Here is an 18,754-nt window from a genome sequence, read left to right on the forward strand (position 1 = left end):
AGCGAGGCGTGGCGCGTACTGTCAACGCGTTACGCTTCCACCGGCTCGGGCGCGCGTTTCGTTTCGCGGTTGTGCTCGAGAATGAAATCGCGCAGTTGCGGGTAGATGATCGTACGCCAGCGGCGGCCTGAGAAGATGCCGTAGTGGCCGCATTTTTCCGCGGTGAAGTGATGCTTGTTCTTCCCGGGAATGCCGGTGCACAGATCGTGCGCCGCGCGCGTTTGTCCGCAGCCCGAAATATCGTCGAGTTCGCCCTCGATCGTGAACAGCGCCGTCTTTTTAATGTCCTGAGGACGCACGAGCTCGCCGTCGATCTCCCACGTGCCTTCGGCGAGACGGAACTCCTGAAAGACAATGCGGATGGTATCGAGATAATACTCGGCAGCCATGTCGAGCACGGCGTTGTACTCGTCGTAGAAACGGCGATGCGCTTCGGCATCGTCTTCGTCGCCGCGCAGCAGGCTTTGATAGAAGTCCCAGTGCGATGCCGCGTGACGCTCCGGATTCATCGCCACGAAGCCTGCATGCTGCAGGAAGCCCGGATACACATGGCGCCCGACGCCCGGATAGTTCGGCGGCACCGTGTGAATCACGTTGTTCTCGAACCACTGATACGAGCGCTGCATCGCCAGCGAATTGACCGACGTGGGGCTGCGCCGCGCGTCGATCGGGCCGCCCATCATCGTCATTGTGCGCGGGGTGTCCTCGCCGCGGCTCGCCATGAGCGAAATGGCGGCGAGCACGGGCACCGTCGGCTGACACACCGACAACACGTGCAAATTCTTCGCGCCGATATGGCGGATGAATTCCTGGATGTAGGCAACGTAGTCGTCCAGATGGAACGGGCCGTCCTCGAGCGGGACCATGCGCGCATCCATCCAATCGGTGATGTAGACCTTGTGATCCTGCAGCAGCGTGCGCACCGTATCGCGCAGCAGCGTGGAATGGTGGCCCGACAGCGGCGAGCAAACGAGCACGACGGGCTCGTCCTTCAATTGCGAAACGGCATCGGGATCGTCAGCGAAGCGTTTGAAGCGCAACAGCCGGCAAAACGGCTTTTCGACGATCGTTTGCTCAATGATCGGAATGTTGTGGCCGTCTTTGACAATTTGATGAATGTCGAATTCGGGCTTTTCGTAATCTTTGCCCAGCCGGTACAGCAATTCGTAACCCGCTGACAGGCGAGTCGCGCCAGGCACATAAGCGAAAGGGCTCGCCGGGTTGGCGAACGATTTCGAGGCGGCTTGCGCCCAGGCGGTCAGCGGATTCAAGAGCGCGCGCTGAAACTCGTAAAACTGGTAAAGCATGGTGTAGGGCTCCCGCGGGGTGGAACGGGGCAATAAAAAGCGGCGCTCGGCGTCGCGACTGAGAGGACCGAACAGGTGCTCGTGGCGGTATTACTCGGTTGATGATAAAGGAGAAGTAGGGTTGGTGCAACGCAGCAATTCACCGCATCGCCCAGGGACTTTCCCGCATACTGCTTCGCAGCAAACGTGCCGATATCCCGCTAACGGATCGGCGCCTGCCCGGCGCCTGCCATCCAGACCGCCTTCGCGACGCGATTTAAACAGGGTTCGATCAAGGTGCCTCGGTGTCCGGCTCGGGAGGGGCGTCGCGGCCGTGTCCGGTCGGATGCCCGGTCGCCCCTGCCATCTGCTCCTCGTGGCGCATGAGGTTCAAGCCGGTATGGACGAGCGCCACGTGCGAAAACCCCTGAGGGAAATTGCCGATGAAGCGGCAGGTCTGCGGATCGTACTCTTCGGAGAGCAGGCCCACGTCGTTGGCGAGGCTGATCAAGCGTTCGTACATCGCATGCGCCTCGTCCATGCGTCCTTGCAGCGCCAGGTTGTCGACCATCCAGAACGTGCACGCCAAAAAAGTGCCCTCGCCGGGCGGCATCCCGTCGTCGACCTTGTGTGTGCGGTAGCGGCTGACAAAGCCATCGAAGGCGAGGTCGCGCTCGATGGCCGCAACCGTCGAGCGGATGCGCGGATCGTCGGGCGGCAAGAAGCCGACGAGCGGCATCAACAGCAGGCTCGCGTCGAGTTCGTCGCCGCCATACACCTGGGTGAACGTGTTCCGCTCGTCGTTCCAGCCCTTATCGCAGACATCCGCGTGAATCCGATCGCGCAGCGTACGCCAGCGCTCGATCGGCGCCGGCAGTTTGAAATTTTCGGCGGAGCGGATGCCGCGGTCGAACGCAACCCACGCCATCACTTTCGAGAACGTGAACTGGCGCGGGCCGCTGCGCACTTCCCACAGCCCTTCGTCGGGTTCGGTCCAAATGGTCTCCAGGTGTTCGAGCATCACGCATTGCAATGCCCATGCGGCTTCGTCCGCATGCAGACCGCCCACGCGGGCCAGATGCAGCGCGTTCATCACTTCGCCGTAAACATCGAGCTGTAATTGCCCGACCGCCTTATTGCCGATGCGCACGGGGCTCGCCCCCTCATAGCCGGGCAGCCAGGGGATTTCCGTTTCGGGCACGCGGCGCTCGCCCGCCACGCCGTACAGGATCTGCGCTTGGGCCGGCGAACCCGCGAGCGCGCGCTCGAGCCAAGTGCGCCAGGCGCGGGCTTCATCGTAGAAGCCGCAACGCATCAGCGCGAGGAGCGTGATGGTCGCATCGCGTAGCCAGCAGGAGCGGTAGTCCCAGGTGCGCGCCCCGCCCAGGCGTTCGGGCAGCGACGTGGTAGGCGCGGCGACGATGCCGCCGGTGGGCTGATAGGCGAGCGCTTTGAGGGTGATCAGCGAGCGGCGGATCGGTGCGGCGTAGCGCCCTTGCACGCCGCATTGGGCGATCCAGTCGCACCAGTACTGCTGCGTCCGCTCGAGCAAGTCGAGCGGATCCCGGGCGGGCGGCAAGCGCTGAGGCGAGCCGGAATAGGCGAGCACGAACGGAATCTGCTCGCCTTCCGATACCGTGAACGCCGCTACCGTGTGCATGTTCTCGCCGCGCAACTCGACCGGCGTGCGCAGCACGACGGTATCGGGACCGACCACGGCTTTGATGCCGCCGCCATGTTTGAGCCGCGTCACCCAAGGGACCGATAAGCCATAGTCGAAGCGCAGGGTGAGCGACATGCACATCGGCACCTTGCCGCGCTTGCCCACCACAATCCGCACGAGTTCGGAATGGCCGTTGGAGGGCGGCATGAAGTCGATCACCGTGACGGCACCATCGGGCGTTTCGTGATCTGTCTCCAGGATCAACGTCTCGCCGCGGTACCGTCGTGTGCGCGTGATGGGGGTATCGAGCGCCGGTGCGATACGCCATCGGCCATGCTGTTCGCTGCCGAGCAGCGCGGCGAAGCAGGCGCCCGAATCGAAGCGTGGCCAACAGAGCCAATCGACTGAGCCGTCACGTGAAATCAGGGCGGCCGTGTGGCCGTCGCCGACGAATGCGTAGTCTTCGATATGCGCAGGCATGGTGTCGGTTTTTGCTCCTGCTATCGGTGCGAATGCCGATACGAATCGGACGCCGAATGCGCGTCAATGTACATTGTTCGTGCGCCGGACCATGCAATCCTTGGGCCGCGTGAAGGACAAATCGGAGGAAAACGATTTCGCGTTGCCTTGCTGTGGAATCGCTGGCTACAATCGGATTTCGGGGATTCCGGCCGCGTGCTTCCGATCAACGAGCTCCAAACATCACACACAATGCGATGCGCGCTCGGCCACCATTGCGCCTGTCTTCAACCCTCAAAACGAGAGAATTGACGCCATGCTGAATCCGTCGAAGGTCGATTGCATTACGATCCTTTCCGCAGCACGCGAGCTCGGCGATGACGCCTTGCTCCATCTCGATGCCCGCACCCTCGGTTTGACCCGCAACGCCATGGAAACGGCTGCAGCGTTCCTGATCGAGCGCGGCTGCTTCAAACGTCACCATGACGGTGACGGTCATTATGCGGTGGGCGGCTTGTCCCTGCAGGGCAAGCTGCGGCTCGACCAGTTCGTGAATGGTTGAGCCGTGCCCGCGCCCGGTGCGGGCGCTCAAAGATGCAGTGAGTGCGCGCCCGGGCCCAGCAGCCCCAGTAATCCGATGATGATCAGGTAGAGCGCGACGATGTAGTTCAAGAGTCGCGGCACCACCAGAATCAAAATGCCCGCAATCAGCGCGGCAAGCGGTCCCAAACTGACGAAGATGTTCATAGCGGCTCCTTAGGTGTATTGAACGCTTATGGGGACTGAGTCGACGCGCCGTCGTCCGCTCATGTCCTTTGCATGCTTTCGACCTGAGGCGGCGGGAGCGTCCAATCAGACCCTATGCAAAGTGCCGGCCCGGTGCGCGGCCCGCCCGGTAGCCAGCCGCATGCCGGCTCGGGGACAGACGCTCATTGGAGGTGTTCATGTCGCATATCGTTCGGGCCGCGCTGCCGCAGGCGCTTTTGACCGCCTCGCGCGGTTGGCTGAGCTCGCTGGTGCTCGCCGGTTCGCTTGGCGCCGCGCCCGCCTACGCTTGGGCGCAAAATGCGCCAGCAACGACGTCAGCCCCCGTCTACGATTTGCTGGTCGGCACTTACACGAGCGGAACCAGTCACGGGATCTATGTCTACCGTTTCGACTCGTCCGACGGGCGGGTCACGCCGGTTTCGTCGATCCAGACTGTCAATCCGTCGTACCTCGTCGTGAGCCGCGACAACCGCCATGTCTACGCCGTCAACGAATTGCCGGGCGACAACGGTCCCGCGAACGAGCGGGGCGGCATCAGCGCGTTCGCATTCGATCCGCGCGCGGGACAACTGACGTTCATCGATCGCGTCTCCTCGGAAGGCAACGATCCTTGCTATCTGGCGCTTTCGCCAGACGGCCGCTATTTGCTGACGGCGAACTATTCGGTGGCCACCGATCCGGGCGGCAGTTTCGCCGTGTTTCCCCTGCAGGACGGGGGCGGCATCGGGGCGGCGGTGCTGGTCGTCCACCATGAAGGCGGCGGCCCTGTCAAAGGCCGCCAGGACAATGCGCACGTTCACTCGACGGTCTTTACACCCGACGGTCGTTACCTGTTTGCGCAAGACCTCGGCGGCGATAAGCTCTACGAATACCGCTATACGAACGACGGCAGCCGAGGGCTCATCAGCCCGACGCCGGAAGGCTATGTGCAGATGCCGGCCGGATCGGGCCCGCGCCATCTCGTGTTCGATAGTAGCGGACGCTATGCCTACCTCACGAGCGAGTTGGCCGGGACAGTGACCGCGCTCCAATATGCGAATGGCAAGCTGCGGCCGCTCCAGGTGGCGCCCCTCGCGGCGCCAGGGTTCACGGGGAAGATTGGCGCGGGGGCGATTCACCTGTCTCCGGACGGCAAGTTCCTCTACGCAACAAACCGCGGCGATGCGAACGAGATCGTCATCTTCTCCGTGGATCCATACGATGGCTTGCTCAAGTTCGTCGGCAGGCAGTCCACGCTCGGGCGCACGCCGCGTGAATTCGCTATTGATCCGACGGGCCGCTGGCTCATCGTCGGCAACCAGGACAGCGACAGCGCGTTCGTGTTCCGGCGCGATCCGGACACCGGGCTGCTGGCCAGCCCGACGCGCCTGTCGATCGGTTCGCCGGTGGACTTTCAATTTACGCCGGCGTCGTAATCGGCCGCGCAAAAACAAAGAGAGCCCACGCGTCAGAGCAAGCGCGTAGGCTCGAAGCTACCGCCTCACGGGGGGCGAGGCGGCAGGGATTGATGGTTTCTGTTTCGGTTGCGATCGAATACGGCGAGCGGCGTCCAGCCGATGTCACGGCGGGCCAGTGCGTTCGGGTTCCGAACTTCCAAAGCAACTGCCGTGCCGGATTGGCCATCGGCTGAATGTAGCCGAATCGCATAACGGCGTCGGCCGACCGGTGCATGAATGCCTGCTTTACCCGCATCGCGCGGAAGCCGCCGATCGGCCGGCTAGTTCTTGCAATCGGCTGGCACGTTTTACGCGGCCTTGTATCAAGGCTCCGAACTCGGCGGTGCGATGACCTCGCGCGTACCGTTCACGCCCATCGACGAGACAAGCCCGGCCGCTTCCATTTGTTCGACGAGGCGCGCCGCGCGGTTGTAACCGATCCGCAGTTGCCGCTGCACCGCCGAAATCGACGCGCGACGGGTACGGACGACGAACGCCACGGCTTCGTCGTAGAGCGGATCGGCTTCGGCGTCGGGCGCGTCGCCGAACAGATCCTGCGCCGCGCCTTCCGTCGCCGGGCCGTCGAGGATGCCTTCCTCGTATTCCGGCTCGCCGAATTGCTTCAGATGCTCGACGACGCGATGGACTTCCTCGTCGGCGACGAACGCACCGTGAACGCGTTGCGGGTAGCCGGTGCCGGGCGGCAGGAACAGCATGTCGCCTTGGCCGAGCAGCGATTCGGCGCCCATCTGATCCAGGATCGTGCGCGAATCGATCTTCGACGAGACCTGGAACGCGACGCGCGTCGGAATGTTGGCTTTGATGAGGCCGGTGATGACATCGACGGACGGGCGCTGCGTGGCCAGAATCAGGTGAATGCCTGCTGCGCGGGCCTTTTGCGCGAGCCGCGCGATCAGCTCTTCGATCTTCTTGCCGGCGACCATCATCAGATCGGCCAATTCGTCGATGACGACGACGATCATCGGCAAGGGAGACAGCGGCTCTGGCGCGTCGGGCGTCAGCGAGAACGGATTGCCGATTTTCTTGCCGGCGGCCTGCGCGTCGCGCAGCTTTTGATTGAAGCCGGCGAGGTTGCGCACGCCGACGGCCGACATGAGCCGGTAGCGTTTCTCCATTTCGCCGACGCACCAGTTCAGCGCGTTCGCCGCGAGCTTCATGTCCGTGACGACGGGCGCGAGCAGGTGTGGAATCCCTTCATAGACGGACAGCTCGAGCATCTTCGGATCGATCATGATCAGCCGCACTTCTTCGGGCGTGGCCTTGAAGAGCAGCGAGACGATCATCGCGTTGATGGCGACCGATTTACCTGAGCCTGTCGTACCCGCCACGAGCATGTGCGGCGCTTTGGCCAGATCCGTGACGATGGGCACCCCGGTGATGTCCTTGCCCATCGCGATCGTGAGCTTCGAGGCGGAATTGCGGTAGGGCGCGGCGGCGAGGATTTCAGACAGGCGGATCGTCTGTCGCTTGGCGTTCGGCAGCTCGAGTCCCATGCAGGTCTTGCCGGGAATCGTTTCGACGACTCGGATCGAGGTGAGCCCGAGGCCGCGCGACAGGTCTTTCATCAAACCGACGATTTGGCTGCCGCGCACGCCGAGGGCCGGTTCGATCTCGAAGCGCGTGATGACGGGGCCGGCCGATGCGCCGACGACCGCCACCGGCACCTTGAATTCCTGCAGACGCTGTTCGATCAATTGTCCCGTCTGGGCCAGGCGCTCGGCGGGTATCTCTTCCGCTTCGCTGGAAGCAGGCTCGAGCAGATCGAGCGATGGCAGTTCCACCGCGGAGGCTGCGGGCGCGTGGAACGTGAATTCGGTCGCCGCGTGACCGCGCACCGCGGGGCGTGCGGCGGCTTCGGCGGCCTCGGCGGCCTCGGGCGCCGGAGCGGGAGGCGCGGCGATGAGGGATGGCGGAGCCGCGGTTGCGGCGGTGGCCGCAGGCGCTGCGGGCTGCTCGGGTAGTGCGCGCTCTACGTGAGCGGCAGCGGAAATGGCGGCCGGCAACGCGCCGACGGGTGCTGCCGTGTCGATGTTGTCCCTATCGGACGAGGTTGTCGCGTGAGCGTTCTCCGGGGAGATCGGTGCGGCGGTCGGAACGGGGGCTTCGGTTGGCGTCGCCCATGGCGCCGGCTGCAGCGGGGGCGGTGCCACGAATGGGGGATCGACCTTCGGCGCTGCGGCAAGCTCCAACAGCACGGGCGCGGCTGGTGTGGATGCACTGGGTGTCGCCTGGGCCGCTGCGGCGGCAACGGCGTGCAGCGGTGGCGTGCCAACGGCGGAACGCTCCGCTTCAGCGGGAGGCGGCACCTCGGCGGCAGGCGATCCCTCTCTGGGATGTGATGCCTCGGTCGAAGGCGGCGTACGTGCATCCGGGCTACCGCTCATCGGCGGTGCCACGCTCTGGGGTTGCGCTTCAGCATCCACCGGTGCGGTGCTAACGGCCTGGGCAGCGTCCGCTCGAGCGGCGAACGGCGGTTCGTCGTCGATCCAGGGCCCGCGCGACGCCCCGGCGTGGCCCGGCGTTGGCTGTTCGGCCGCAGGGGCGGCCTCCGTGGTGTTCCCGTCGGGTTCGATCGACGTCTCGCGGCTCGGATGGACCTGCGACGGCTCGAACGAGGCAGCCGTAGATTGCCCGGTCACGGAAGCGAACGGCGGCTCGACCTCGGGCGGCACCCCGTGCGCACCGCTTGCTGCATCGGCGCCGGCGGGTGTATCGCTCGATCCTTCCGCATCCGCGTTTTGCTGGCGTGGCGCGACCGCCGCACCGCGCCGCGCGAGACTCGAACCGGCGAGTGCGGTCCATTGCGCAGCGTTTGCCTCGATCGCCTTCAGCGTTTCGAGCACGCCCGGCGACGGCTCAGCCGGCGGTACCGCATGCTGCGCGATATCGAGCGGCGCAGCGTTCGCGCGCGCGCCCAGCTGCGGTTGCGCGTTCGATCTGCTTTGAGCAGGCGACGGGGAGAGCGGGACCGGAGTGGGAGCTGCCGGCGAACGTTCGGTTGCCGCCTGCATCGCGCGCGGGCCGGCGTAGCCGCTCGCGCTGGTGGCAGTTGAAGCGCTGTCGGTGGCGCGCGGTTGCATGGGGGAGATGACAGGCCGAGCGCTTGCATCGGCGGCCGCGGGCGCTTGACGATGCCGGATGGGTGGCACGATGGGCACGTTGGACGGATTCGCCGTTGCGGCCGCGTTCGACGCCGGTCGCGCAACGCGTGTCGCGCCGGACGGCTCGTTCATGCCCCGTGCCGCAGGCTGCGAGGCCGTCCGCCCCGATCCAGCCGGCTCGAACGGCCTGGCGTTCTGGCCGCGTCCGTCGCGCGCCGTGCCGCGGGCGGCGCTCTGCGCCACGGGACCGGCGGGACGCGCTTTCACGCCCGATGCGGCCGGCGGCTGCCAAACCGTGGGCCGCGCGTAGCGGCCCGTCGATTTCGGTGCCATCGCATTCGTCGTCGACGTGCGCACGACGGCGCTGTTCAAGCCGCCGCGCGCAGAGCGCGATTCGTCGTCACGCGCGCCGGGCGCGGCGCTCGACGCCGTCGCACCCGGCCCGATATTCAAACCGAGGCCGAACGCGCGATCGGCCCAGCGCAATGCGCCGCGCCAGGAAAAGCCGATGAGCCAGGGCAGCGCGGCGAGCACGAGCACCGGCAAAGCGAAGAATGCGCCGCGCCCGAGCGTGCGCACGGCGAGGCCGAGCAGCGCGTGTCCAAGTGCGTTGCCCGTGTTGGGCACGAGTGCGGCTTCGAGCGCGCCGCTGCCGGCGAATACGCCGGCGAAGCCGAGCCAAAGCCGGATCGTGCCGCGACCGCGCGCTTGCGGGTCGCGCATCAATGCCGCATATGCAAGGCGCAAGGCGAGCGGCACGAGCCACAAGACGGATACGCCGAACCAGCCGAAAACTACCGTATGCATGCTAAAGGGTGGAACGTTCGAGGGAGGCGGACATCTTGCCGATCATCGGTCTGCGCGCGCGAAGGTCAGCGTTACGCCGTTGGATGCAACGATGCGCATCTGCTGCGGCGGCCGCATCTGGACGAGGGTCGTATCGATATGGGTGATCGCATCGAGATAGGCGCGTTCGAGGCGGCCCGCCTCCGCCCCGCAGGCTTTGCGTGTCGTGGCAAGCGGGCCGAGGGTCAACGCGCCGCTGCGCAGGGCGTACGATCCCGAGAACTGATTGCAGCCCGCAAAGCCGGTTGCGAGGCGCTGCCCGGACTGCGTGTCGAGCTTGAGCGTCGGGGCGGCCGCCGGATCGGCAGGGACATCGAACGCGCGCTGAGCGTCGCTCGTCTGCGCGCTCTGCAAGATCCAGCGGGTGTCGTCCAGGAGTTGGACGGCCGCCGGATTGAGCGGATTGCTGGGTCCCGCCTCGGAGTCGGGATGCGTCGGCATCGCGCAGCCGGCAACGGCGAGCGCGGCCGCGAGCGCGCTCGCGCACGACGGCAGATAGCGACGCACGATACCCCGCGCCGACGCAATGAATGGATTCGACATGGCCGCGAACCTTGTTTCTGAACTGGCGAAGGCGTAAGGGTAACGCACTCCCGTCGTCGCGCGCGAGCGCGCCGCGCAAGGTGAGGATTCGACTCGATCGATGACGGCTTGTGCGTCGCCTAGGGATACCATTCGTACCGTCGCCGGCGCGAACGGGCGCGGGTGCGCGTGTTAACATCGCCGTCTTTCCTTCTTTCGCACATATGGGATTCGCCATGCAGATCGGTCAACGGATCGGCACGCCGCTTTCGCCCTCGGCCACGCGCGTCATGCTGCTCGGCGCGGGCGAGCTCGGCAAGGAAGTCATCGTCGCGCTGCAGCGGCTCGGGGTCGAAGTCATCGCGGTGGATCGCTATCCGAACGCGCCCGGCCATCAGCTGGCGCACCGCGCCCATACGATCGACATGACCGATCCGCAGGCGATCAAGGCGCTCGTGCAAGCCGAACGGCCGCATCTGATCGTGCCCGAAATCGAAGCGATCGCCACCGATGCACTCGCCGAGATCGAAGCGCAAGGTCTCGCCGAAGTCATCCCGACCGCGCGCGCCACCCAACTGACGATGAACCGCGAAGGCATTCGCCGGCTCGCGGCCGAAACGCTCGATTTGCCGACTTCGCCCTACGCGTTCGCTGATTCCCTGGACGCGTTCAAGGCCGCGATTGCGCGGATCGGCTATCCGTGCGTCGTCAAACCCGTGATGTCGTCTTCGGGCAAGGGCCAATCGGTGGTGCGCGGCGAGGCCGACATCGAGCCCGCGTGGCAGTACGCGACGGCTGGTGCGCGTGTCAACGTGGGGCGCGTCATCGTCGAAGGATTCATCACGTTCGATTACGAAATCACGCTGCTGACGGTGCGCGCCGTCGATCCCGCCAGCGGCGAGGTGCGGACGTCGTTTTGCGAGCCGATCGGCCATTTGCAGGTCGACGGCGATTATGTGCAATCGTGGCAGCCTCAGCCGATGTCCGCGGCCGCGCTCGCGCGCGCCAGGGAGATTGCCGAGCGCGTGACGAGCGCGTTGGGCGGGCGGGGCGTCTTCGGCGTCGAGTTGTTCGTGCGCGGCGACGAAGTCTGGTTCTCCGAAGTCAGTCCGCGTCCGCACGACACGGGGCTCGTCACGCTGCGCTCGCAGCGCTTGTCCGAGTTCGAACTGCATGCGCGCGCGATCCTGGGGCTGCCGGTCGATACGTCGTTGCTCGCACCGGGTGCGTCGGCCGTCATTTACGGCGGACTGGAAGAGGCCGGCATCGCATTCGAGGGGGTACGCGAGGCGTTGGCTGTGCCGGATACCGATGTGCGCCTGTTCGGCAAACCCGAGAGCTTCAAGAAGCGCCGCATGGGCGTGGCCGTTGCGACGGGCCGGCATATCGACGAGGCGCGCGAGCGTGCGCTGGCCGCCGCGGGCAAGGTGCGGCCCGTGTCCGCCAGTTGATCGTCCGGCTACCGGATACGCCCCTTTTGCGGGGCGCGATCAGCGGCGAATCGGGCGGGCTCATACGGCCGGCCCGGAGCCGGGCACGGCCCCTGCAATCCTGCGGTGCTACAATACCGGCCTTTCCGGCGGCATGTCCGCCGGCTGGAGCCGGCCGCGCACGAAGCGCGGTCTTTGCGGGCGTCCTCGGCGCGAGCGCGCGAGACTGGCCGTGGCTCCGCCATCACGTCGATCTCATCGAGCGGCAGCTGCCGCCGCCGCGCGCTCGAACGACGCAGCGCCTACCGGCGCACTTTTAGCGAACGCCACAATGTCCGATCCCGCTGTCACGCCTATTACCGCGACTTTCGACCAGTTCAGTCTCGCCCCGGAAATTCTCCGGGCCGTGAGCGAGCAGGGTTACACCACCCCCACACCGATCCAGGCGCAGGCGATTCCCGTCGTCCTGGCCGGGCGCGACGTCATGGGCGCCGCGCAAACCGGAACCGGTAAGACGGCCAGCTTCTCTCTGCCGATCATCCAACGGTTGCTGGCAAACGCGAATACGAGCGCCTCGCCGGCCCGACATCCTGTGCGGGCGCTGATTCTCACGCCCACGCGCGAGCTGGCCGATCAGGTGGCCGCGAACGTCCAGTCGTATGCGAAGCACACCCCGCTGCGCAGCGCGGTGGTATTCGGCGGCGTGGACATGAACCCGCAATCGGCGGAGCTGCGGCGCGGCGTCGAGATCTTGATCGCGACGCCCGGGCGCCTGCTCGATCACGTTCAGCAGAAGACGGCGAATCTCGGCCAGGTGCAGATTCTCGTCCTGGACGAGGCGGATCGCATGCTCGACATGGGCTTCCTGCCCGATCTGCAGCGCATCCTGAACCTGTTGCCCAAGGAACGGCAGACGCTGCTGTTCTCGGCCACGTTTTCCGGCGAAATCAAGAAGCTCGCGTCCACCTATCTGCGCAATCCGCAGACCATCGAAGTGGCACGCAGCAACTCGACGGCCACGAACGTGACGCAGATCGTCTACGAGGTGGCCGAGGGTGACAAACAGGGTGCCGTCGTCCAATTGATTCGCGAACGCGAGCTCAAGCAAGTGATCGTGTTCTGCAACAGCAAGATCGGCGCGAGCCGATTGGCGCGCCAGCTCGAACGCGACGGTGTCGTTGCCTCGGCGATTCACGGCGACAAGACGCAAAACGAGCGGATGCAGGCGTTGGACGCGTTCAAGCGCGGCGAAATCGAGGCGCTGGTGGCGACGGACGTCGCCGCCCGGGGGCTCGACATTGCGGAACTGCCGGCCGTCATCAATTTCGACCTGCCGTTCAATGCGGAAGACTACGTGCACCGGATCGGCCGTACCGGGCGTGCGGGCGCCTCGGGCGACGCGCTGTCGCTATGCAGCCACAATGAACGCAAGCAACTGGCCGACATCGAGAAACTGATCAAAAAGCCGCTGCAAGTGCAGACGCTCGCCGTGGAGACGCCGGTGCGCCGGGGGCGCGAAGCGCACGCCCCGCGCGAGCGCGACCGCGACGAGCGATCGGGACGCCGGCGCACGGGTTCGCATGAGCGCACGACGTATCGGGCTAACCACGCGCCGATCGACGAATTCTTCCTGAAGCCGTACGAGCCGTCGCCGTCGGCGCGCAAGGAAGAGGAAGCGAAGAAGCCCGAGGCGCCGCAAACGAAGGCGCCCAAGCAACCGCTCGCGGCACTGCTCGGCGGTTTCGGCATGCCGCGGCGCAATAGTTCGTCGTCCTGAACCATCGAGCGCCGGGCGCGGGCGGGGGGCGATCACGGTCCCCTGTGCGGCCGCACGGCGCTGTCTCGGAAAGGGCACGGCGAGACGCGACGGTTTGCGCCGCGGGTGGACGCGGCTTGCTCGCTGTTCTCGTCTTCAATTCCCCGCCTTGCGTTATCCGAGCGGAAATTCCGTCGTCGACAAAATCTCCTTGAGCACCATGAACGTGCGAACCTGCCGCACGCCCGGCAGATAAAGCAATTGCTCGGCATGCAGCCGATTGAAGCTGTCGCTGTCGCGCGTCCGCACGAGCATGAAGTAGTCGAATTCGCCCGTGACGACGTGGCACTCCATACATCCTGAGACCGTGCGCGCCGCCTGCTCGAACGCGGCGAACGCTTCGGGCGTCGATCGGTCCAGCACGATGCCGATGATGACGAGCATCCCCGCGCCGACTGCCTTCGGCTCCAGCAGGGCCACGATACCGCGTATCAATCCAAGCGATTTGAGCCGCTCGACGCGTCGCAAGCACGCTGGGGCGCTGAGCTTCACCTTTTCCGCGAGCGCGACATTCGAAATCGAGGCGTCGCGTTGCAGCTGCCGGAGGATGCCGCGATCGATGCGGTCGAGCTGCGCCATGCCGACGGGGGCGTCGGCACCCACCTCCGTCCGCGGCTCGATCCCAGGGCGCCGGCGAGTGGAAAACGGGCCGCGCGAATCGCTGCGGCGCAATTTCGTTGCGCACATGGTCAATAAAGTCCCGGATGCGTTAATCGGTTGACGGTTAAAACGCCTCAAAAGTAGGCTGAGCCATAAAACTTCGCAAGCTCATTTCGTCGTCTCTTGCCTATCATTTTCCGGTGTTCCACCCGCTCGCCGCCCGGTGCGATGGCTTCGCCCGCCATCCGCGAAATGCGCAACACGAGGCGGCGCTCGTTCTCTGCCCACCGGAGCCCTCGATGAACCTGAAGCGATTCCCCCGCTACCCGCTGACGTTTGGCCCCACTCCCATCCAGCCGCTCAAGCGCTTGAGCGCACATCTGGGGGGCCAGGTGGAGCTGTATGCGAAGCGCGAGGACTGCAATAGCGGCCTCGCATTCGGCGGCAACAAAACGCGCAAGCTCGAATACCTCATCCCCGAAGCGCTCGCGCAGGGCTGCGATACGCTCGTTTCGATCGGCGGGATTCAATCGAATCAGACGCGGCAAGTCGCTGCCGTGGCCGCGCATCTCGGCATGAAGTGCGTGCTCGTGCAGGAGAACTGGGTCAACTACTACGACGCCGTCTACGATCGCGTGGGCAACATCGAGCTCTCGCGCATTCTCGGTGCGGACGTGCGCCTCGTGCCCGATGGCTTCGACATCGGCATTCGAAAAAGCTGGGAGGACGCGCTCGAAAGCGTACGCGCGGCCGGCGGCAAGCCGTATGCGATTCCAGCCGGTTGCTCCGAACATCCGCTGGGCGGGCTCGGCTTCGTCGGATTCGCCGAAGAAGTACGCGAGCAGGAGGCCGCGCTCGGCTTCAAGTTCGACTACATCGTCGTGTGCTCGGTCACCGGCAGCACGCAAGCGGGGATGATCGTCGGCTTCGCGGCCGACGGGCGCAGCGAGCGCGTCATCGGCATCGATGCCTCGGCGAAGCCCGAGGCCACGCGCGCGCAGATTGCGCGCATCGCCGAACATACGGCTGAACTCGTCGGGCTCGGTCGTCCTATCGATGCCCAGGACGTCGTGCTCGATACGCGCTACGGCGGGCCGGAATATGGGCTACCCAATGAGGGCACGTTGGAAGCGATCCGCTTGTGCGCACGGTGCGAGGGGATGCTGACCGATCCCGTGTACGAGGGTAAGTCGATGCACGGGATGATCGACAAAGTGCGCCGAGGCGAATTTCCGCCGGGCTCGCGCGTACTGTACGCGCACTTGGGCGGCGCGCCCGCATTGAGCGCTTACAGCTTCATCTTCCGCGATGGGTAATGGCGGAGGATTGAATGTGTCGAAGCAGGACGGGGCGGCGGGGCGGCGGCGGGTGGCCGGCTGCCTCCGCCTGAGTGTCGATCAGGCCGCGTTCAGCTTCGGCCACGCGGCGCCCCTTGGGAATCCACGAATCGTTTCGCCCACGCGGCGATCGCGTCCGCATAAAACGCATCGAGCGAACGGTACGGCGATGCGTCGTCTTCGTTGCCGCCAGGGGCCCGCTCGAGTTCCAATCCCAGGTGCCGCGCCGCGGCCACGAGCGCCGGCAAGGGCGCGTCAAGCTCGAGTTCGCGTGCACCCGTTTGTTTGCTGAGCTTTTCCCCTCGCGCATCGGCGACGATGGGCACGTGCAGATAAGACGGCGTCGGTACGCCGACGCAGCGTTGCAGATAGATTTGCCGCGCCGTGGAATCGAGCAGATCGGCGCCGCGCACGACGTGCGTGATGCCTTGCTCGGCATCGTCGACTACGACGGCAAGCTGATACGCCCATTGCCCGTCGGCGCGCTTGAGCACGAAATCGCCCACTTCGAGCGCGAGATCCTGCGTTTGCCTGCCTTGCCAGCGATCTTCGAACGTCATGATGGCGTCCGGGCCGTCGGGCACGCGCAGACGCCATGCGCGTGCGGCTTTGCCGTTCAGACCGTCCCGGCACGTGCCCGGATACGCCAGGGTGGTATGGCGCGCGTGAGCGCTCGCCAAGGAATCGGCGATTTCCTTGCGCGTGCAGCCGCACGGATAAATATGACCTGCCTGCTCCAGGCGTTCGAACGCCTGCGCATAACGCGCCGTGCGGGCGCTTTGCCAGACGGGCGGCTCGTCGCTTTCCATGCCGAAGCGCGCGAGTGTGTCGAGAATCGCGCGATCGGCGCCCGGCACCGTCCGCGGGCCATCGATATCTTCGATACGAACGAGCCAGACGCCGCGATGCGCGCGCGCGTCGAGGTAGCTCGCGAGTGCGCCGACGAGCGAGCCCGCATGAAGCCGGCCGGTGGGCGACGGCGCGAAGCGGCCGCGGTAACGTTGGCCGCCTGCGGATCGGGCTGCGGGCGCCGCTTGCTCGTGCATCGCCGGCGACGGCGCCGCGCCGTTCACGCCGCCGCGCGCGCCGCGTCCTTGTCCGGATGGCATGCGGGGCACGTCTTGCCGGGGATATAGAGCGGCGAGCCCTGATCCTCGGCGGAGACCACGGCGCGGCAGCCGAAGCATTGGGCCGTGGCAGTCGGCTCGAGTTGCGGATTAAGCGCGGTGCGATGGTCGAACACGAAACATTCGCCGCGATAGTGCGCGCCGCCCACTTCTTCGAAGTATTTGAGGATCCCGCCTTCGAGCTGATAGACGTGGTCGATCCCGACTTCCTTCATGTGGATCGCCGCCTTCTCGCAGCGGATCCCGCCTGTGCAGAACGAGACGACCGTTTTGCCTTCGAACTGCTCGCGATGCGATTCAATGACACTCGGGAATTCGCTGAACTTCGCGATCCGGTAATCGACGGCGTGTTCGAAGGTGCCAACGTCGACTTCGAACGCATTGCGGGTATCGAGCATGACGACGGGCCGGCCTTCGTCGTCGCGGCCTTCGTCGAGCCAGCGCTTGAGCGTGGGGGCGTCGACCGACGGTGCGCGACCTAGCTCGGGCTGGATCGCGGGCTTTTTCATCGTGATGATTTCGCGTTTGCGCTTGACGAGCATCCGGCGAAACGGCTGCGTTTCCGAGAGGCTTTCCTTGAAGGGCAGATCGGCGAACTTGCCTTCGAAAAGAGGATCGCCGCGCAGGTAGGCGACGAATTCACCGGCCGCTTCAGGCGTGCCGGCGATGAACAGATTGATGCCTTCGGGTGCGAGCAGGATGGTGCCGCGCAGGCCGAGCGCTTCGCAGCGCTCGATGAGCTGTGCGCGCCAGGTATCGATGGCATCGATCGTGACGAAGCGGTAGGCGGCGAGATTGACGATACGCATGATGATGGAGCAAAGACGAGACGAACCGCCGCGGCACATCGGGCGCGACGGCGGCCCCGGCGGGGCGGCCGCAGCACCGGGCCCAGACGGCTCCGGCGGTGCGCGAACGGCGGCGAAACCGCTATTATCCCGCAAACTGCCGGTGACGCCCCTCGGCCGTTCGGCAGCCGGAAAACGCGGAGGCCGGATGTACAATACGGCCCATGTCAGATCCTCGCTTCGTCCATCTCCGCGTTCACTCCGAATTCTCGATTGCCGACGGCATCGTGCGCCTTGACGACATCGTCAAGGCCGCCGCCAAAGACGGCCAGGGTGCGCTCGCCATGACCGATCTCGCCAACGCGTTCGGTCTCGTCCGGTTCTACAAGGAAGCCCGCGGCAACGGCGTGAAGCCGATCGCGGGCTGCGACGTCTGGGTGATGAACCCCGACGATCGCGACAAGCCGTCGCGCTTGCTGCTGCTCGTCAAGGATCGCCGCGGCTATCTGAACCTCTGTGAGCTGCTGACAAAGGCGTGGCTCACGAACCAATACCGCGGGCGTGCCGAGGTCGATGCCGGCTGGCTCGATTCGCCGCTTGGCGAGGGCCTGATCGCGCTCTCGGGCGCACAGCAAGGCGATATCGGGCTCGCACTCGCGGCCGGTAACGAACAGGCTGCCCGGCGCCATGCCGAGCGCTGGGCAGCGCGCTTTCCGAACGCGTTCTACATCGAGTTGCAGCGCTACGGCCAGCCCGGCGGCGAAGCGTACGTGCAGCAAGCCATCGCGCTTGCATCGGCGCTGAAGCTGCCCGTTGTCGCAACGCATCCGATTCAATTCATGACTGAGGACGATTACACGGCGCACGAAGCGCGCGTGTGTATCTCCGAGGGCGACATTCTTGCCAATGCGCGGCGGCCCAAGCGTTTCACGGCGGAACAGCGTTTCGCCACGCAAGCCGAGATGGCGGCGCGCTTTGCCGACATTCCGTCGGCGATCGCCAATACCGTCGAAATCGCCAAGCGCTGCAATTTGACGCTCGAACTCGGCAAGCCGAAGCTGCCGTTGTTCCCGACCCCGGACGGCATGTCGCTCGACGATTACCTCGTCCAGTTGTCGAAGGAGGGGCTGGAAAAGCGCCTCGTCGAACTCTACCCCGATGAGGCTCAGCGCACGAGCGAGCGCGATAACTACTACCAGCGGCTCGATTTCGAGTGCGGCACGATCATCAAGAGGGGCTTTCCGGGCTACTTCCTGATCGTGGCGGACTTCATCAATTGGGCGAAGAACAACGGTGTGCCCGTGGGGCCGGGCCGCGGTTCGGGCGCGGGCTCGCTCGTCGCCTACGCGCTCGGCATCACCGATCTCGATCCGCTGCGCTACAACCTGCTGTTCGAGCGCTTCTTGAATCCCGAACGCGTGTCGATGCCCGACTTCGACATCGACTTCTGCCAGGAAGGGCGCGACCGCGTCATTCAGTACGTGAAGGGCAAGTACGGGGCCGACGCGGTGTCGCAGATCGCGACGTTCGGCACGATGGCGGCGAAGGCGGCGG

The 18,754-nt window shown here is 65.5% G+C and carries 14 protein-coding genes; 6 read left to right on the plus strand and 8 right to left on the minus strand.

What is annotated here, in order from left to right; genetic code table 11:
- Positions 1 to 29 precede the first annotated feature (29 nt).
- Together ACTHL0_RS15105 and ACTHL0_RS15110 are read right to left on the minus strand one after the other, a co-directional pair.
- Positions 30 to 1,307 carry a polyhydroxyalkanoate depolymerase gene (locus ACTHL0_RS15105; protein ID WP_440567622.1) on the minus strand — a complete coding sequence of 426 codons (1,278 nt, stop codon included), beginning with the start codon at positions 1,305 to 1,307 and terminating at the stop codon, positions 30 to 32.
- 271 nt (positions 1,308 to 1,578) lie between these two features.
- The gene (locus ACTHL0_RS15110; RefSeq protein ID WP_440567623.1) at positions 1,579 to 3,429 is read right to left on the minus strand and encodes a glycoside hydrolase family 15 protein; all 1,851 of its coding nucleotides are present in this window, start codon (positions 3,427 to 3,429) and stop codon (positions 1,579 to 1,581) included.
- A 295-nt stretch (positions 3,430 to 3,724) separates the two neighbouring features.
- Between ACTHL0_RS15110 and ACTHL0_RS15115 the strand changes: the two genes are divergently transcribed.
- Entirely contained in the window at positions 3,725 to 3,970 is a 246-nt protein-coding gene (locus ACTHL0_RS15115) for a hypothetical protein (RefSeq protein WP_440567633.1), read from the plus strand.
- Between the two features lie 26 nt (positions 3,971 to 3,996).
- Here ACTHL0_RS15115 and ACTHL0_RS15120 read toward each other — a convergent pair whose 3' ends face one another.
- Entirely contained in the window at positions 3,997 to 4,155 is a 159-nt protein-coding gene (locus ACTHL0_RS15120) for a DUF3096 domain-containing protein (RefSeq protein WP_206953216.1), read from the minus strand.
- A gap of 197 nt (positions 4,156 to 4,352) precedes the next feature.
- Between ACTHL0_RS15120 and ACTHL0_RS15125 the strand changes: the two genes are divergently transcribed.
- On the plus strand, positions 4,353 to 5,591 hold the full coding sequence (locus ACTHL0_RS15125; protein WP_440567624.1) for a lactonase family protein: 1,239 nt from the start codon (positions 4,353 to 4,355) through the stop codon (positions 5,589 to 5,591).
- A 344-nt stretch (positions 5,592 to 5,935) separates the two neighbouring features.
- On the opposite strand, the gene ACTHL0_RS15130 is transcribed toward ACTHL0_RS15125, so the two are convergent.
- Both ACTHL0_RS15130 and ACTHL0_RS15135 read right to left on the minus strand, forming a co-directional pair.
- Positions 5,936 to 9,541, minus strand: a complete 3,606-nt coding sequence (locus tag ACTHL0_RS15130; protein WP_440567625.1) for a DNA translocase FtsK — start codon at positions 9,539 to 9,541, stop codon at positions 5,936 to 5,938.
- A gap of 42 nt (positions 9,542 to 9,583) precedes the next feature.
- Positions 9,584 to 10,123, minus strand: a complete 540-nt coding sequence (locus tag ACTHL0_RS15135; RefSeq protein ID WP_440567626.1) for an META domain-containing protein — start codon at positions 10,121 to 10,123, stop codon at positions 9,584 to 9,586.
- Positions 10,124 to 10,338: 215 nt separating this feature from the next.
- Between ACTHL0_RS15135 and purT the strand changes: the two genes are divergently transcribed.
- Together purT and ACTHL0_RS15145 are read left to right on the plus strand one after the other, a co-directional pair.
- Positions 10,339 to 11,553, plus strand: coding sequence for a formate-dependent phosphoribosylglycinamide formyltransferase (gene purT / locus ACTHL0_RS15140; RefSeq protein ID WP_440567627.1), 1,215 nt, complete (start codon positions 10,339 to 10,341; stop codon positions 11,551 to 11,553).
- Positions 11,554 to 11,863: 310 nt separating this feature from the next.
- The gene (locus ACTHL0_RS15145) at positions 11,864 to 13,309 is read left to right on the plus strand and encodes a DEAD/DEAH box helicase (protein WP_440567628.1); all 1,446 of its coding nucleotides are present in this window, start codon (positions 11,864 to 11,866) and stop codon (positions 13,307 to 13,309) included.
- A gap of 153 nt (positions 13,310 to 13,462) precedes the next feature.
- Here ACTHL0_RS15145 and ACTHL0_RS15150 read toward each other — a convergent pair whose 3' ends face one another.
- Positions 13,463 to 13,927, minus strand: a complete 465-nt coding sequence (locus tag ACTHL0_RS15150; RefSeq protein ID WP_440567634.1) for an Lrp/AsnC family transcriptional regulator — start codon at positions 13,925 to 13,927, stop codon at positions 13,463 to 13,465.
- Between the two features lie 320 nt (positions 13,928 to 14,247).
- Between ACTHL0_RS15150 and ACTHL0_RS15155 the strand changes: the two genes are divergently transcribed.
- The gene (locus tag ACTHL0_RS15155; protein ID WP_440567629.1) at positions 14,248 to 15,264 is read left to right on the plus strand and encodes a 1-aminocyclopropane-1-carboxylate deaminase; all 1,017 of its coding nucleotides are present in this window, start codon (positions 14,248 to 14,250) and stop codon (positions 15,262 to 15,264) included.
- 92 nt (positions 15,265 to 15,356) lie between these two features.
- On the opposite strand, the gene gluQRS is transcribed toward ACTHL0_RS15155, so the two are convergent.
- Together gluQRS and ACTHL0_RS15165 are read right to left on the minus strand one after the other, a co-directional pair.
- On the minus strand, positions 15,357 to 16,331 hold the full coding sequence (gene gluQRS, locus ACTHL0_RS15160; protein WP_440567635.1) for a tRNA glutamyl-Q(34) synthetase GluQRS: 975 nt from the start codon (positions 16,329 to 16,331) through the stop codon (positions 15,357 to 15,359).
- A 23-nt stretch (positions 16,332 to 16,354) separates the two neighbouring features.
- A complete protein-coding gene (locus ACTHL0_RS15165) occupies positions 16,355 to 17,221 on the minus strand; it encodes a sulfurtransferase (protein ID WP_440567630.1) in 867 nt (288 codons plus the stop codon).
- A gap of 203 nt (positions 17,222 to 17,424) precedes the next feature.
- On the opposite strand from ACTHL0_RS15165, the gene dnaE reads away from it, so the two are divergent.
- A partial coding sequence (dnaE, locus tag ACTHL0_RS15170) for a DNA polymerase III subunit alpha (RefSeq protein WP_440567631.1) occupies positions 17,425 to 18,754 on the plus strand: 1,330 nt, incomplete at its 3' end.

Source organism: Trinickia sp., from assembly GCF_051961175.1.
In the GTDB taxonomy this organism is placed as follows: domain Bacteria; phylum Pseudomonadota; class Gammaproteobacteria; order Burkholderiales; family Burkholderiaceae; genus Trinickia.